The sequence below is a fragment of the Gluconobacter sp. P5B12 genome (genome assembly GCF_018812035.1).
GTDB lineage: Bacteria > Pseudomonadota > Alphaproteobacteria > Acetobacterales > Acetobacteraceae > Gluconobacter.
In genome coordinates, this window is record NZ_JACRVV010000011.1 from 46,702 (window position 1) to 61,700 (window position 14,999).

Genomic DNA, 14,999 nt, shown 5'->3' on the forward strand with positions numbered 1-14,999 from the left:
AACCGCAGCTTTTCTGGTGAGCAGACAAAATTATGAGCATTCTTCGCGGCCTGCTGTTCAATCTTTATTTCCTGATCCTCACAGTCATCATGGGCCTCGGGGCAATCCCGATCCGCCTTATGAAGCGACAGGATCTGGCACTCTCTTACGCCAAACTGTGGTCCAGAGCAGTGCTGTTCGGATTTGCACAGCTTTGCTCCGTGAAAATTGAAGTTTATGGTCGGGATAATATTCCTGCAGGCCCAAGCCTGATTGCATCTCAGCATCAGTCCTTCTTCGATGGCTTCGTCTGGATGGATCTGGTTCCCCTACCGACCTACATCATCAAGGCGGAACTGACTAAAATACCCCTCGTCGGCCCCATGCTCGTTCTGAGCGGTATGATCCCTGTGGAACGAAGCGCCGGATCTAAAGCCCTGCGCACCATGATGAAAGACAGCGCACGCGCTCACGCATCTGACAGACAGATTATTATCTTTCCTGAAGGCACACGCACACTCCCCGGAGAGCGCCACCCCATCCAACCGGGCATTATTGCTTTAGCCCGACAGGCTAATGTCCCTGTCGTGCCGGTCGCCACCAATTCCGGCCTTTTCTGGGACCGATCTCCCTGGCGGAAAAAACCTGGTGTTTTGAAGGTCGTCATCGGCGCGCCACTCCCCTCCACAGAGGGACGCGACGGCTTCACGACCGCGCTGAACGAAGCATGGGATGAACTGTGCGCAACCCATGAATTACCGCGCAATACTGTGGATAACTCTGTGGAGCTTCAGAGAGTTTAACAGCCGCCGGAACAGAAGGAGTTTTGGGGCGACAGGCTTTGGGCGAATCTCAAGAAACCCAACAGTTTCCATACGTAGCTAAAAAACCCTGTTTTTCTGCGGTTTTCAGCTATTTCCTGACCTCAATTTTCTCAGATCGCCTTCCATAGACTCGGCTGTCAAACAATGACTGCACGCGGAATGCTGTTTTGGGGATAAAATACCGTCCATCGAACCAGCCTCTTTATCCAGTTACACAAAGACAGGCCCAGTGAACCCAGTTTCCAATACTGCCCGTTACCTGAAAATCACGCTTGTCATCTTCTGTTTCATTACAGTTGTGGCGGCTGCAGATACCGCCCTGTGGCATCACGTCACCACCAGAATGCAGGCACAAATTGAAAACGAAGTCGCGAACCTGAAAGCAACAGGATGGTCCGTAGAGACTGGAGAAGTTCGACGTGGAGGCTGGCCTTTCGGAGCATGGATCGAAATTCAGAAACCCCAACTCAGCCATAAAAATTTTCCTGCCCAACCATTCGAAGCTGGTTGGGCAGGTGAGACTTTCAGGCTTGGCGGACCATGGACGGAACTCGTCAGAAACGGCCTCACCGTCTCCCTTCCTGGTCGTCAGGCTGCGCGCATTATCACTTCTTCGGCCAGAGCAACCATTCTCACAGAAACTTTGAGACTGCACATCTCAGAGGACGGAACCGTAATGTTCCATGCTCCTTCTGCCCAAGTCGCCGTCGCAATGAACCTTGTGGATCAGACAGTCGCGCTGTCCCGCCTTTCTGGACGCATCCTCATCCAATCCCAGGCCCCAGCGGGAGCCACACGCCTCGGACTGGATGTGTTGTCTTCCACCCTCAGCACATCATTTTTGAATGCTGCCAAGTATCCACTGCACAACGCTCATCTCGTGGTAGCTCTCACAACGTCCAGCACACATCCTGAAAGTCCACTTTTTAGTCCTGATGGCTATGAGCGCCTATTTGTGCAGACAGCATCATTTTCGATGGGGTCGGAAGCGACTTCTGCACATTTTTCCTTTTCCGGTGAACTGACATACCCAGCGCTCAACGGCCACCTCACCCTGACGCTTCTGAACTGGCATGATGCCGCCGAAAAAATCCTGAATATTCCGCGCCTTCAGGCCTCGCTTGCTCCAGACACGCGCGTCTTTCTTGAGCACATTTTGTACGCAACGCCCTCACCGGGACTGGCAGAAAGTCATCCTGTTGTCGCAGAAGTTTCCGTCGTGAACGGTCATGCTGCACCTGCTCTCGAACAACTTTTGCAAACAATCTCCACACAAAAAATTGACGCGTCACATTTGCGCGAGTAGACGCAGGGAATGTTTTGATTTTTGTCAAAACCATGGCGCGGAAAGAAAACTTTTCCCGTGCTGCGGCTTTCAAGATTCAGATCCGGATCATGTGTGCAGTGCGGTGCGCATGATCTCAGCTCATTCCTGACTTCTAGGGTGCGAGCGTAGCTGACGGGTCCATGCGGACCGGTTCTGCGGTCCGCCTCCCAAGCAGAAGGCACCATCGCAATGTTTGGCCTGTCGGCTTTATTTCTCGCGCGATTTCAGTTCGCGTTTACAGTCGGGTTTCACATCGTATTCCCGGCATTCTCGATCGGGCTTGCTGCCTATCTCGCCGTTCTTGAAGGCCTCTGGCTCAAGACGGGACGCAGCGCCTATCTGGATCTCTTCAAATACTGGCTGAAAATCTTCTCCGTCGTATTCGCGATGGGCGTGGTTTCCGGTCTGGTCATGTCCTACGAGTTCGGGACTAACTGGTCCCAGTTCTCGCAGAAGGCTGGCCCCATCCTCGGCCCAATGCTGGCCTACGAAGTGATGACGGCCTTCTTCCTTGAAGCTGGCTTCCTCGGCGTCATGATGTTTGGCCTGAACCGCGTGGGCAAAGGTCTGCATTTCGGCGCCACCTGCATGGTCTCGATCGGCACGCTGATCTCCATGACGTGGATTCTCGCTTCCAATTCCTGGATGCAGACGCCGCAGGGCTACATCATTGATGAAGCTACAGGTCGCTTCCTGCCGGGTAACTGGTGGCAGATCATCTTCAACCCGTCCTTCCCGTTCCGCCTCGTGCACATGGGACTGGCAGCGTTCCTGTCCGTCGCGTTCATCGTGGCTGGTGTCGCTGGCTGGCATCTGCTGAAGGCCCGTCGTGAAGGGCGCCAGGCGTCCGAACAGGTCCGCCTGATGTTCTCCATGGCCATGTGGATGGCCGCGATCGTCGCTCCGGTCCAGTTTCTGGCGGGTGACACGCAGGGTCTGAACACGCTGGAATACCAGCCTGCCAAAATCGCCGCGATGGAAGGCGACTGGGACTCCGAAGGCCGCGCGCCGGAAATCCTGTTCGGTATTCCGGACATGGAAAACGAGACGACGCACTACAAGGTCCAGATTCCGCTCCTCGGCTCCCTGATCCTGACGCACAGCCTCGATGGCAAAGTGCCGGGCCTCAAGGACTACCCGAAGGATCTGCGCCCGTATTCACCTCTGCTGTTCTTCTCCTTCCGCATCATGATCGCGCTTGGCTCGCTCATGGTTCTGGTTGGTCTGTGGTCTCTCTTCCTGCGCTGGAAGGGCAGCCTCTACAGCAACGCCATGCTCCATCGTGTCGCTCTGTGGATGTCCCCGGCAGGCTTCATTGCTCTGCTGTGTGGCTGGATCACGACTGAGGTCGGCCGTCAGCCGTACACGGTTTATGGCCTCCTGAAGACCTCCGACAGTGTCTCCCAGATCGCTCTGCCGAGCATGGCGACGTCGATGGTTGCCTTCGTGATTGTGTACTTTGTGGTCTTCGCAGGTGGCATCACAATTCTCCTGCGCAGCTTCGCAGAAGAGCCTCACTCTGGTGAGGAAGGTCCGTCCGAGCACGAGCCGCAGATGTCCGCTGGTACCACGCAGGTCTCACATCACCCCCACAATGCTGGTCTGGCGGAGTAAGCGATCATGACCGAATCCGCCGCTTTCTGGCTTCCCGTGGTCTGGGCCGTTCTCGCGGCCTCTGCCATCTTCCTCTACGTCATCCTTGACGGCTTCGACCTGGGCATCGGCGTCCTGTTCCTCAAGGAACGGGACCACGATCACCGCAACGTCATGGTCAACACAGTCGCCCCTGTCTGGGACGGCAACGAAACCTGGATGATCTTCGGCGGCGCCGCCCTCTACGGCGTCTTCCCGGTCGCTTACGGCACGATCCTTCCCGCGCTGTACCTGCCCATCCTGTTCATGCTGCTGGCTCTCATCCTGCGCGGTGTCTCCTTCGAGTTCCGCTTCAAGATGAAATCTCCCGGTTCACAGCTGTTCTGGGATGCATCCTTCTGCGGTGGCTCCATCGTTGCAGCATTCATGCAGGGTGTGATCCTCGGGACGCTGGTGCAGGGCATTCCTGTCCAGAACAACGTGTTCGTCGGAACCTCGCTGGACTGGGTGACGCCGTTTGCACTGTTCTGTGGTGCAGCCGTCACAATCGGCTACGCGCTTCTGGGTTCCACATGGCTCATCTGGCGCTGTGAAGGCGAACTGCAGGATACGATGCGTCGTGTCTCCTATGGCCTTGCCGGCCTGATGCTGCTGACGATCGTCGCTGTATCCGTCTGGACGCCACAGCTTCACACGACCTACATGCAGCATTGGCTTGAATGGCCGCAGCTTGCTCTGGTCCTGCCGGTTCCGGTCGCTGTCGTAGCTGTTGCTGGCGCGCTGTTCCTGGGCCTGCGTAACCGCAAGTCTCACCTGCTGCCGTTCATCTCGACACTGGGTCTGTTCTTCCTGTGCTTTTCCGGTCTCGGGATCAACGTGTGGCCGTATATCGTGCCGCCGACCATCACGATCTGGCAGGCCTCTTCGCCACCAAGCAGTCAGGCTTTCGTCCTGTTCGGTGCGATGTTCCTGCTGCCAGTCATCCTCGGCTACACGATTTATTCCTACTACGTGTTCCGTGGAAAAGTGACGAACGAGCATCACTACCACTGACCTTCAGGGAGTTCGCGCCATGAGAATCGAGTACGGAAAGCCCAACCAGAAAACCGGCACCGTCGCCTGGATGAAACGGGTGGGATGGTTCGTACTCTTCTGGCTCAGCGGTGTCCTCGTCGTTGGCGTGGGAGCTGAACTCCTCAAGAGGATCATCTTCGGCGGCCATCACTAACCGAGGCCTCCCAAAGAAAAACCCCGCCCCTGAAAGGCGGGGTTTTTCATGCCCTCAGAAGGTATCTTTCTGCCGACGCAAGTCCGCAAACTGCGCCACATCGGACGCTCGCAGAAATGGATTCGTGGCCCGCTCCGCTCCCAGAGAGACTGGCAATGTCGGTCTCCCCGCTTCCAGAAGCGTTTCCACTTCCGCTGCCCGCGCTTTCAGAGCCTGATTGTCTGGATCGACATGTAATGCAAAAGCGATGTTCGAGCGGGTGTACTCATGTCCGGCACAAACCAGCGTGTTATCAGGCAGTGCATCATAACGATGGAGACTCCGATACAGCTCCTCTGCTGTCCCCTCCAGCAGGCGCCCACATCCGACACTGAACAGCACATCACCACAGAACAACGCAGGCACTTCAGGCACAATATAGGAAAGATGCCCGACAGCGTGTCCCGGCGTTAGAAGAACATCCACTTTCGTAGATCCGATATAAAAACTGTCACCGTCTCCAAGGCCACGATCCAGCTTAGGAAGCCATTCCTGCTTCTGAGATGGGCCGAACACTTTCGCGCCATATCGCTCGCGAAGGGCTTCCACCCCTGCCGTGTGATCCGCGTGGTGATGCGTCAGAAGAATCAGATCGAGACGCCCTTCTCCCAACACGTCCATGACTGGGCCAGCTTCGCCTGGGTCCACGACAGCCCGCGTCCCGTCTTCTGCTTTCAAAAGCCAGACATAATTGTCTGACAAAACCGGAATGGGCTGAATATCAAGTGACATGACAGTTCCCCTGAACTGAGCTTGCTGGTTAGATACTTCCATGCTGACGCGCCTGACACGCACCCGTTCCGAAGATGCTGCCGCTTTCTATCAAAGCTGGGCAGGCCAACGCACAGCCAGCCTCCTCAACCGAAGATTGAACAGCCTCCTGCCAGACCTCCGGGCGCGTCGGCTGCTCGGGATAGGGTACCCCGGCCCCTATCTTCCTACCACAGCCGGGTGCGCAATTTCTGCGCGTTTGCAGCATCCCCAGACCCAGCGCCCATTTCACCACATCGTTCAGGACTGCCTGATTGAGAGCGGGCGCCTGCCTTTCGATGACCTGTCGATGGATACCGTGCTGGTCGTTCATGGACTGGAGTTTACCCGTTCAGCAGCAGAGTTTCTCCGCGCCGCCTGGAAAGTCATGACGGATGACGGCTACCTGATTCTCGTCGTACCAAACCGCTCCGGCTACTGGGCTCATACGGATGCAACACCTTTTGGTCACGGCGTCCCCTTCAGCACCAGACAGTTGACGCGGCTGCTGGAGCAGGGACTGTTCCAAATCGAACATCACACTGGCGCCCTCATGACGCCTCCTGCTCTGCTGTCGCGCCTTTCAGGCACACTTCCAGAGCGCGTTGGAAAAATGATCCGCTACCCCTGCGCGGGCGTCCATATCGTGGTGGCTCGCAAGAACGTCTATGCAGGCCTACCCCTGATGGACGAAAAAGCGCGTGTGACCGTCCCCAGACAGGTTGCAGAACCTGCCTGAAAAACGCCTTCTTTGTGGCGAATTCTTGACCCTAGCTTCCTGTGCCGTAAGAGTGCGTTCCATGTCGTTGATCCAGTCCCTCAAACTTGTCCTGTCGCCGCCGCATCGCGCTGCGACTCCCTTCCTCGCTGCTGGTGCCTTCGTTGGCATCATCGGGCGCCTGACGCCCTGGCGGTTCACGCGTCTCATCGGAAAGGCTGGCATCGCATTTTCTGCCTTCTGCCTGTACTTCTTCCGGGACCCGAAGCGCACACCGCCACCGGGATCAGATCTCGTACTGGCGTCTGCAGATGGCCGCGTAACGTCGGTCTCCCTCGTTGCTCCGCCGGCAGCGCTTGAAATGGGCACAACTCCGGTCTGGCGCGTCTCCACGTTCCTTTCCGTGCTGGATGTGCACATCAACCGCATGCCTGCAGCCGGTCAGGTCACGAAGATTGCCTATCATGCAGGCAAGTTCCTGAACGCCAGCCTAGACAAGGCCTCCGAGCACAATGAGCGCAATGAAATTCGCCTGACCCTTGCAGACGGCCGCAATATCGGCGTCGTGCAGATCGCAGGCCTGATTGCGCGCCGTATCCTCTGCTTCGTTGAAGAAGGCGAGCATCTGGAAGCTGGCGAACGCTTTGGTCTGATCCGTTTTGGCTCCCGCACAGACGTGTATCTGCCGCCGGGTGTTGAGCCGATCGTTGTTGAAGGCCAAACCATGATCGGGGGCGAAACCGTCCTGGCGAAGCTCTGAGCCAGAACGCGCCAATGACCATTCCCGAGACGGCTGAACCCAACCGTCCTGCCAGACGCCGCCGCATTCGTCGCCGACTGCGGCGCATGGGACGCACCCCCCGCACACGCGTGCGGGGACCGTCCTTTAACCGGCTGATTCCCAACATCCTGACCATGCTCGGCCTGTGTGCCGGGTTGAGCGGGATGCGCTTTGCGCTGGAACACCAGTTTGCACACGCAGCGGTCGCCCTCCTGATCGCCGCCTGCATTGATGGACTGGACGGCCGAATTGCCCGCCTTCTGCGCGGCACAACGCGTTTTGGCGCCGAATTCGACAGTCTGTCAGATTTCGTATGCTTCGGTGTCGCACCGTCATTCGTGCTGCTGATCTGGTGCCTTGAAGATGCCGGGCGCTATGCCTTTGTCCCCTGCATCATGTTCACGGTCTGCATGGCCCTTCGTCTGGCACGCTTTAACGCAAGCCTGGATGACGATGACAAGCCGGATTACTCCGCCAACTTCTTTACCGGCGTACCAGCCCCTGCTGGCGCAGGTATCGTTCTATTCCCTGTATTTCTGGGGCTCGAGGCGGACAGGATGCATGCCGAAGGCCTCGCAGCTTTCGCCCGTGCACCCATCGTCTCGGCAGTCTGCCTGATCCTGACAGGTCTGCTGCTGGTCTCGACGCTGCCGGTCTGGTCTTTCAAGAATTTCAAGGTTCCGGCCCGCTATGTTCTGCCGCTCATGCTGGGAACGGGCCTCTATGCGGCCGTTCTCGTTGCAGACCCGTGGGGCGCACTAGCCGCCGCCGGACTGTTCTATGTCGCAATACTGCCCTTTTCCCGCCGGTCTTATCACCGGCTGAAACGGGCCGCTGAAGACATGTCCGAGACGGTTGAAGAAGAAGCAATCTGAACAAAAAAAGCCGCCGGAATAACCGGCGGCTTTTTTTATGTCTCCACATGGCTGGAAGCAGTCTTCCAGCCATTCGGAAAATACTTATTCCGTGACATCCCAAAGCCATGCTGCACCGCGGACGCCAGAGCTGTCACCATGCAGGTTCTTGACGATTGGCGTTGTGCAGACCGGCGTAATGACGTGCTTGCTCAGGAGCGGCGGAACACGCTCATACAGAGACGCCAGATTGGAAATTCCGCCTCCGAGAACGATCACGTCCGGATCAAGGAAATTGATCGCGAGGGAACAGGCGCGCGCAAAGCGCTCCATGTAGAGGTTCAGGGCGCGGATGGCAGCCTGATCGCCGTTTGCAGCAGCATCTTCGATGCCAGCCGTATTGCGGTTACCTGGGCCCTTCCAGTCAGCAGCAAGAGCCGGACCGGAAAGATAGCGCTCCATGCAGCCTTTGTTTCCGCAGAAGCAAGGACGCGGCTCACCATCTTCAGGGAGCGGCCAGGGAAGCGGCAGATGCCCCCACTCACCCGCAATATGATGACGACCCTCAATCACGCGGCCATTATTAACAATGCCGGCGCCCATGCCCGTTCCGACAATAATGCCGAAAACAGTCTGTGCGCCCTTGGCAGCACCATCGGCGGCCTCAGACAGCGCAAAGCAGTTCGCGTCGTTCTCGGTGCGAACAGGACGGGACAGGGCCGATTCCAGATCCATGCCAAAAGGCTGATCGTTCAGCCAGGTCGCATTGGCATTCTTGATCAGCCCCGTCTCCGGAGAAATCGATCCTGGAATGCCAATACCCAGCGTGGACGTGCTCTGACCGGCAGACACACGGTGGCTGGGAACAGCCCCCAGACGGTGGTCCACGCTCGTCACGAGATCACGGATCGCAAGAACCGCTTCCGGATAAACACCTGGATTGGGAATTCGCTCACGCAGGACAAGATCGCCCTGACGATTAAGAACTGCGATCTCGATCTTGGTTCCACCGAGATCAATACCAAGGCGATAGTCAGCCATCTCATGCCCTGTGTTGTTTGGCGGCCGTCTGAAAAGAGAGCCTGAAAACAGATTAACGCACTGTATGCGCTCGTCTGATTGAACGTGAAAGCCTCTGTCGGCAAGTCATCCGATCACAAAAAATCAATGTTTCTGTTTTTGTAGGATCGAGTTCTGGTCAAACTCCGCCATTCATCCCTCAGCGAGACGCTGAAGACCCACAAGAATGTCCTGGGGAGACGGAGGACATCCTGGAATAGCCCGACGGACCGGCGTGAGCGCTTTCAAGCCTCCCAAAGTGGCATAATTCGGCCCGAACATCCCGCCATCAACAGCGCAAGCCCCTACAGCCACCAGACTTTTTCCAGCCGGCATCGCATTCCAGACCCGCTCAAGCATCTGAACACAGGCCCTGCCCATCGGACCCGTAACCAACAGCCAGTCGGCATCTGCCGGATCGGTAACGCGTGCGAAGCCATATTGCTCAAGAGCGAAAGCACTGCCGCATAAACTCTCCACTTCCATGGCGCAGCCTTCACATCCGCCGGTCTCCAATACGTACAATTTGATCGTATCGGGACGGACAGACGTGCCTTTGTCAGCGGATAATCTCCACCGCGAGACATTCAGGAAAGCGTGCAACACACTGAGTGGGCCCATAGTCTGCAATGCTGTCACATCGCCACTCCAGACGGGGCCAAAGCGAGAGACTTTAGCCCGGCGCTCAAACGCTCTGGAACCTCTCCCTGCAACACGCGATGCAGAACGGGCAGCAAAGAGACAGCCGGGTCTCGGGCATGGACAGACTCAATCTTCCCATTCTTCAGGCGGACCCAATACCAGACGTCACCTCTCGCCCCTTCAGCCGCGCCAATGCCTTCCTGCGTGGCTTCAGGTGCGGGCTCGTCATCATCCATGCCGATGCTCCCCAAAATCCGCTTAATTAAAGCCAGAGAGTCCCGGATTTCCGTCAAACGTAACGCATCTCGGGCCGCCGCATCGCCATCGCTTGAGCCTGTTGCCCGCAAAGCATCCAGCCGCATACCGACTTCCCTGCGACGTACATCCAGACTTCTACCTGATGCCCGACCGACCAGACCACCCACTGCAAATTCACGTGCCTGCGCGGGCGCCAAAACAGCCAGTCCCTTCAAACGGGGTGCAAATACGGATTGCAGTTCGCGCAGTTGCGCCATGCGAGAGTACATGACCTCCAGAACAGCTTGAGCCAGCGGAACGATTTCCAAACCAGACCGCACACCCTCGCACGTAATCACGTCCGTCAGTCGGCGCGGTACGCCCTGCTCTGCACAAGCAGCGGCAATAGCCTCCCGCGCATGCTCACAGTGTGTTGCCAGCAGCCCCGCATCCACGGCACGTGCTGTTCTCGCCATATCGAAGAGGTGGACGGAAATTCGCTCGATTTCCAGAAGGATCATCCAGGCATCCCGCGTCCCTGGACCCGGCTGCAACCCGCGCGCTTGGGCAACAGCCCGGGAAAACGCCATTGGATGAGCAACAAAACCTCCAGCCGTCATACGGGAAACCAGCGGGAGTGCCTCTTCAGGCGACAATCCAACCATGCGTTGCAACACACCGCGATGAGCCAGCCCGGCATCGACGGCCAGCCCTTGCACTGCGCCGCGCACAACATCAAAAGAGAGTTCGAGCGGACCACTCAATCCTGTTGTTTCCGCTCGCAGGCGGCTACGGCCCGCAGGCAAGGGCATAGCCTGCCCTCCAGGCCCCGGCCGTGAGGAAAGCGGCCATGTCGTTTCCCAGAAACCATCATCAAGGGCAGGACGACCATCTCCGCAGGCACTCATGGCCTCAACGCCCCAGAGATCATAGGCTACGCGTTCCCCCCACTCCGCCGCAGGGAAACGTGAAGATGGCGCCAGATAGCGACGATCTTCCACCGCCGTACTGGCCATCAAAGGGCAATCGCCGTCCAGCAACAGCACGTAAACACGCTGCTCATCCGCCCAGCAGGACAACAGTGACAAAGCTCTGCCGGGTGCAGTCAGCATCGCTTCCCATTGCTCGGGATCAAGATGGTAATGCGCCAGTGCAACCCGCTCACCACTCCGAATGATGCGTTCCATGCTCATCATGGCCGCCACCCAGGCGCTGGATGCCATGCCAGAAGCAGCGGCCCGCAAAGACCGACAAGCAGAAGAACAACCTCAACGGCTGGAACAATGCCACCCTTGAGACTAAGACCGGACGGCATCAGCCCGGCCAGACGAACCTGCCTCAACCCGGGAAGTAGACAAACGATCATCAGCACGAGGAGCAGTGGCTCGAGAGAGCGACCAATCGCCAACAACGCGCAAAAGACCGGCCAAGGCGCTACACCAGCAGCAACCATTTCGTATCGACGTCCGTCATTCTGACGTTCCAAAACAGCCAATCCGACAGACGCCACTAAAAGAAGGACAATTGCACTTCCTTCACCAACTGCCGCGGCAATCGCCCCCAGCGAGGACAGAATGGGCAAAAAGACACCGCGCCCTCGGGACTGGCCTGCCATCCGCATGATCAGAGTCCCCAATCCAGCCACCAGTACCAGAATATGAACGAGCGGGTGTCCGTCCAGTCGCAACATCAGCAGAATGGCCGCAAACCTCAAGCCCGTATCAAGCAACACGGCATCAGGTTCCGGGACGGGAGACGGCCCTAAACCAGCCATCATGCACAACCCGACTGTCAGCAGAACTGGCCCCAGAGGAGACTGGTCCATCGACAGCAGGGACGCCCCCAGCACTCCCAGAATAACGCCACCGAGACGTGACCTCGCCATATCCCAGACAATGGCAGCCTTCTGCGCCCCCCGGCCCTCGCGCCAAGCCCAGAGAACCGTTCCTGCGCCACACAGCACCGTAACGGCGAAAGCTGAATGAACATTCAGGGCCATCAAAGCGCATCCAGTCACCAGAAAGGGCAAAATACGTCCTACCCGGTCTCCCGCAGGCGGCAACAGAAGCGGGATGACTGCAACCACGCAGGAGCACGCGGCGGCGAGCGCATCCGCACCCGGCATCAGCCAAACTGCAACGGGGGTCATGAGAGCACCAGCAATCGCAAACGTGCGACTGCTGACAGCCTGTCGGCCTGGCGGGGTCATGAGCAGCAGAAAAGCGGCCAGAAGCGGCCAGACTGTCACGGCAAACAGCGTTCCAACGGGAGCAAGTGGATGCATCAGTTTTCCTCCACCCGCCGCCAGGCAAGGCGTGGCAACAGCGTCATCCCCAGTGCGCCCAGAACACCCCATAGCGCTACAGCCGCAGCAAAGAACGGCCACGACTGAAGAACACACGCCATGACAATCAGTCCGTCAGCAGCCATCAGCAGCCCTGTAAACTGCACAAGGGCTGGGCCGAAAGCAGCGCCACAAAGGCCCACCAGAACTGCTCCCGCTCCCAACACAGGCGCCAACCCAAGACTCGCACCTGAGAGACCTAGTGCCAGCAGCAGAAGCAACGCCCCGACCACAGGCAGCACGGCACCGCGATCTGGCACATGACCAGCGAACCGCCTGAGCCATATCCAGGCACCAATATTCAGACCGATTAATGCGATCGAGGTGAGCAGCGCCAGAAGCCCTCCACAGACTGTCGCCCCTGCAAAAGCACATACCAGACCGTAAAGCGGCAGGCCTCGTCCATCTCGCCCCAGCCCGGCAAGCGCCAGCAGCAGGAGCACGCCAAATCCGACAATCATGTCGCAAACCTCCCGGCGAGCGCGAGCAAAAGCGCCACTCCGGCAAATAGCGCCGTCAGTCGTTCACTGCGTTCCTGTGCGGTGAGCCTCAGCCCCATAAGCACGACCACCACAAGAGCAAGTCGACCCAACAGACCACCCAATCCTACAAACCAGCCCGTCACATCGCTTCCACCCAGACCAACCGTAATGGGCAGAGCGAGATCAGCCAGCAGCAGAAGCCAGGCCATATTCAGAACTTCCACAACATTCCGCGACATCTCACGAACCTGACGGCTTTTTTCGCCATCCAGACGCTGGATCATATCGTCTTCACGCAGAGGCGGGCAGGAAATCGCCAACGCCAATGCGCATGCGCCCAGCGCGCCTTCCAGCCCTGGTGCTGGCTCAATGTGCAACATGGCACATAAGCCCCCCAGACCATCCGCACCCGGTGCCGCAAGCGCAATCAAGGCTTCCGTCAGGCAGAGAACCAGAACGGCAGGAAGAACCCGCCGCCATTCTTCCCTTTGCTGTGGAACGCCTAACATGAGGCGACCGGCCAGCAGCAAAAGGCCGATCAGCAGAGGATTGGCGAGAGAAACAAATGCCCCCCCCGTCGTCACCGCAGGCAGAACAACAAAGATCAACAATGCAATGGCCAAGACAAGCGCCAGTCTCGGTGCAACAGGTTGCCTTAAGACAACGCCCCAAAAACGGATTGCCCTACGCATCCGACGCTGAGGCCCGCAAATGGCTTCGCCATTTATCCAGCGAGGCAACTCTGCCAGCGCCCACCCCATGACAGGCGCCAGAGCCAGAAGAATAAAAAGCTGAAACAACGTCTGGGCGACAGCCCATAAACCGGTCATCATCATGCCGTCAGACCCAGCACCACCAGAACAAGCGCAAGCAGCACAAGCCAGAGCCCCACCGCCATCTGCCGCATATCTGGCATTTGACCGCTCTTAAGCGCCGCCAGCGCCTGAAGACGGATCCGACCCCCGACAATCAAACGACGCATGATCCAGGGCAGAGCCGGAGGCTCTTCGAAGAGTCCTGTCTCTGATCGGCCTGTCTGCGTCCCCGGAAGCAGTAAGTTCGCGATCGCCTTTTCAAGACCGCGCTCCGTGCGCCACGATTTTACAAAGAACAGCCACAACACACTGAGAATTAACATCACAGCTGGCACCTTGAGGTGCGCGCCGTCTCCGCCACCCAATGACCAGAACGGCCAGACCCATTCTCCCTCGACGTGATGAAGCACGGGACTGAACACACCAAACACTGCCACCGGCAGCAACAGAGCGCTCAAAATAACCCCGCAAACAGCACCTGCGGGACCGATAGGCAAAACGCCCGTGTCGGGCCGACGCCCCACAGTCAACACATCAAACAGTGAAATCAGGCCAATCAGAAGCGCCACAAGCACTCCAATCACGCTCCAGCCCTGCACACCAGCAGCCAGCCCCAGCGCAGCGTGAATTCCCAGCCACAACACGAGAAACCCCGGCAGGGGTGGAAACGGCAGACGCAACGTCACGAGGACTGGCATCAGTCTCAGCGCCGGAACGGACAGCGTTATTAGGGTCAGATCCAGCAACAGGCTTTCAAGCGCAATCCGCGCGCCTGTTCCCATGCCCTCATCCTGCGCTGCAATCAGAAGCGTTGCCAGAATGGCAGGCCGGACCAGTGCCAGATCGCCAGGGGAAATTCCCCAGAACACACTGCGCCCTAAAACGAGCAAAACAAGAGCCGCCAGTCCCGCTGTACAGCCGATAGGGACCACGGCCCCCGCATGCCAGACAAGCGCAACGGCAAGAACAGACGATAACGCCGGAAACAGCGCACCCTCACGCGTAAAGAGCGCGGACCAGAACAGCACCGGAAAGAGAGAAAGAAGCGCCAACGTACTGTCTGGCATCAACGTCGAGCATATGAGAGCTGGCAGCGCCCACCATACCGGGCACGCTTTGCGCTCCTGCGTCATCAGCACGCCAATCGCTACAGCAACAGCCGGGGCAGACGTCAACAATACAGCAGCAAGAGCTGCCGGAAGGGCAAAGCGCCCCCGGCCAACACGGCTTTCCCGGTCTGTCTTAAGAGCAGCAGGGAACGTCAATGCCGCAAGGCAAAGAGAGACCGGATCAGTATGAAACAGGGCAGAAAAAGTGAGCAGGGTAC

16 protein-coding genes are annotated in these 14,999 nt (G+C 58.0%); 8 read left to right on the top strand and 8 right to left on the bottom strand.

Annotated elements, in window-relative coordinates:
- Nucleotides 1-32: 32 nt before the first annotated feature.
- The 5 genes from KP702_RS14805 to KP702_RS14825 all read left to right on the top strand — a co-directional run bounded on the left by KP702_RS14805 (nt 33) and on the right by KP702_RS14825 (nt 4,951).
- Nucleotides 33-782: a 1-acyl-sn-glycerol-3-phosphate acyltransferase gene (locus KP702_RS14805; protein ID WP_202207658.1), complete on the top strand. Its 750-nt coding sequence runs from the start codon at nt 33-35 to the stop codon at nt 780-782.
- Between the two features lie 250 nt (nt 783-1,032).
- Nucleotides 1,033-2,109, top strand: coding sequence for a DUF2125 domain-containing protein (locus KP702_RS14810; protein ID WP_215769303.1), 1,077 nt, complete (start codon nt 1,033-1,035; stop codon nt 2,107-2,109).
- A gap of 210 nt (nt 2,110-2,319) precedes the next feature.
- Nucleotides 2,320-3,744, top strand: a complete 1,425-nt coding sequence (locus KP702_RS14815) for a cytochrome ubiquinol oxidase subunit I (protein ID WP_046901266.1) — start codon at nt 2,320-2,322, stop codon at nt 3,742-3,744.
- Between the two features lie 6 nt (nt 3,745-3,750).
- Entirely contained in the window at nt 3,751-4,776 is a 1,026-nt protein-coding gene (gene cydB, locus KP702_RS14820; RefSeq protein ID WP_202207660.1) for a cytochrome d ubiquinol oxidase subunit II, read from the top strand.
- 19 nt (nt 4,777-4,795) lie between these two features.
- Nucleotides 4,796-4,951: a DUF2474 domain-containing protein gene (locus KP702_RS14825; RefSeq protein WP_086633006.1), complete on the top strand. Its 156-nt coding sequence runs from the start codon at nt 4,796-4,798 to the stop codon at nt 4,949-4,951.
- Nucleotides 4,952-5,005: 54 nt separating this feature from the next.
- Here the strand turns inward: KP702_RS14825 and gloB are convergent, their stop codons facing one another.
- Nucleotides 5,006-5,722 carry a hydroxyacylglutathione hydrolase gene (gene gloB / locus KP702_RS14830; protein ID WP_202207661.1) on the bottom strand — a complete coding sequence of 239 codons (717 nt, stop codon included), beginning with the start codon at nt 5,720-5,722 and terminating at the stop codon, nt 5,006-5,008.
- Nucleotides 5,723-5,762: 40 nt separating this feature from the next.
- Between gloB and KP702_RS14835 the strand changes: the two genes are divergently transcribed.
- From KP702_RS14835 to KP702_RS14845, 3 genes are all read left to right on the top strand, one after another.
- Nucleotides 5,763-6,479: a methyltransferase domain-containing protein gene (locus tag KP702_RS14835; RefSeq protein WP_202207662.1), complete on the top strand. Its 717-nt coding sequence runs from the start codon at nt 5,763-5,765 to the stop codon at nt 6,477-6,479.
- A gap of 61 nt (nt 6,480-6,540) precedes the next feature.
- Nucleotides 6,541-7,218 carry a phosphatidylserine decarboxylase gene (locus KP702_RS14840; RefSeq protein WP_046901262.1) on the top strand — a complete coding sequence of 226 codons (678 nt, stop codon included), beginning with the start codon at nt 6,541-6,543 and terminating at the stop codon, nt 7,216-7,218.
- Nucleotides 7,219-7,232: 14 nt separating this feature from the next.
- Complete coding sequence (locus KP702_RS14845) at nt 7,233-8,114, top strand: phosphatidylcholine/phosphatidylserine synthase (RefSeq protein ID WP_046901261.1); 882 nt, start codon at nt 7,233-7,235, stop codon at nt 8,112-8,114.
- Between the two features lie 84 nt (nt 8,115-8,198).
- On the opposite strand, the gene KP702_RS14850 is transcribed toward KP702_RS14845, so the two are convergent.
- From KP702_RS14850 to KP702_RS14880, 7 genes are all read right to left on the bottom strand, one after another.
- Nucleotides 8,199-9,134, bottom strand: coding sequence for an ROK family protein (locus KP702_RS14850; protein ID WP_215750752.1), 936 nt, complete (start codon nt 9,132-9,134; stop codon nt 8,199-8,201).
- 171 nt (nt 9,135-9,305) lie between these two features.
- Nucleotides 9,306-9,773 carry an NADH-quinone oxidoreductase subunit B family protein gene (locus KP702_RS14855; protein WP_202207802.1) on the bottom strand — a complete coding sequence of 156 codons (468 nt, stop codon included), beginning with the start codon at nt 9,771-9,773 and terminating at the stop codon, nt 9,306-9,308.
- A gap of 14 nt (nt 9,774-9,787) precedes the next feature.
- Complete coding sequence (locus KP702_RS14860) at nt 9,788-11,254, bottom strand: hypothetical protein (RefSeq protein WP_237389966.1); 1,467 nt, start codon at nt 11,252-11,254, stop codon at nt 9,788-9,790.
- On the bottom strand, nt 11,224-12,315 hold the full coding sequence (locus tag KP702_RS14865) for a hypothetical protein (RefSeq protein WP_202207663.1): 1,092 nt from the start codon (nt 12,313-12,315) through the stop codon (nt 11,224-11,226). The genes KP702_RS14860 and KP702_RS14865 overlap by 31 nt, the downstream gene beginning before the upstream one ends.
- Complete coding sequence (locus tag KP702_RS14870) at nt 12,315-12,836, bottom strand: hypothetical protein (RefSeq protein ID WP_046901257.1); 522 nt, start codon at nt 12,834-12,836, stop codon at nt 12,315-12,317. The genes KP702_RS14865 and KP702_RS14870 overlap by 1 nt, the downstream gene beginning before the upstream one ends.
- Nucleotides 12,833-13,693, bottom strand: a complete 861-nt coding sequence (locus KP702_RS14875; protein WP_202207664.1) for a hypothetical protein — start codon at nt 13,691-13,693, stop codon at nt 12,833-12,835. The genes KP702_RS14870 and KP702_RS14875 overlap by 4 nt, the downstream gene beginning before the upstream one ends.
- Nucleotides 13,690-14,937 (bottom strand): hypothetical protein, encoded by a 1,248-nt coding sequence (locus tag KP702_RS14880; protein WP_215769304.1) that lies wholly within the window; start codon nt 14,935-14,937, stop codon nt 13,690-13,692. The genes KP702_RS14875 and KP702_RS14880 overlap by 4 nt, the downstream gene beginning before the upstream one ends.
- Nucleotides 14,938-14,999: the final 62 nt, after the last annotated feature.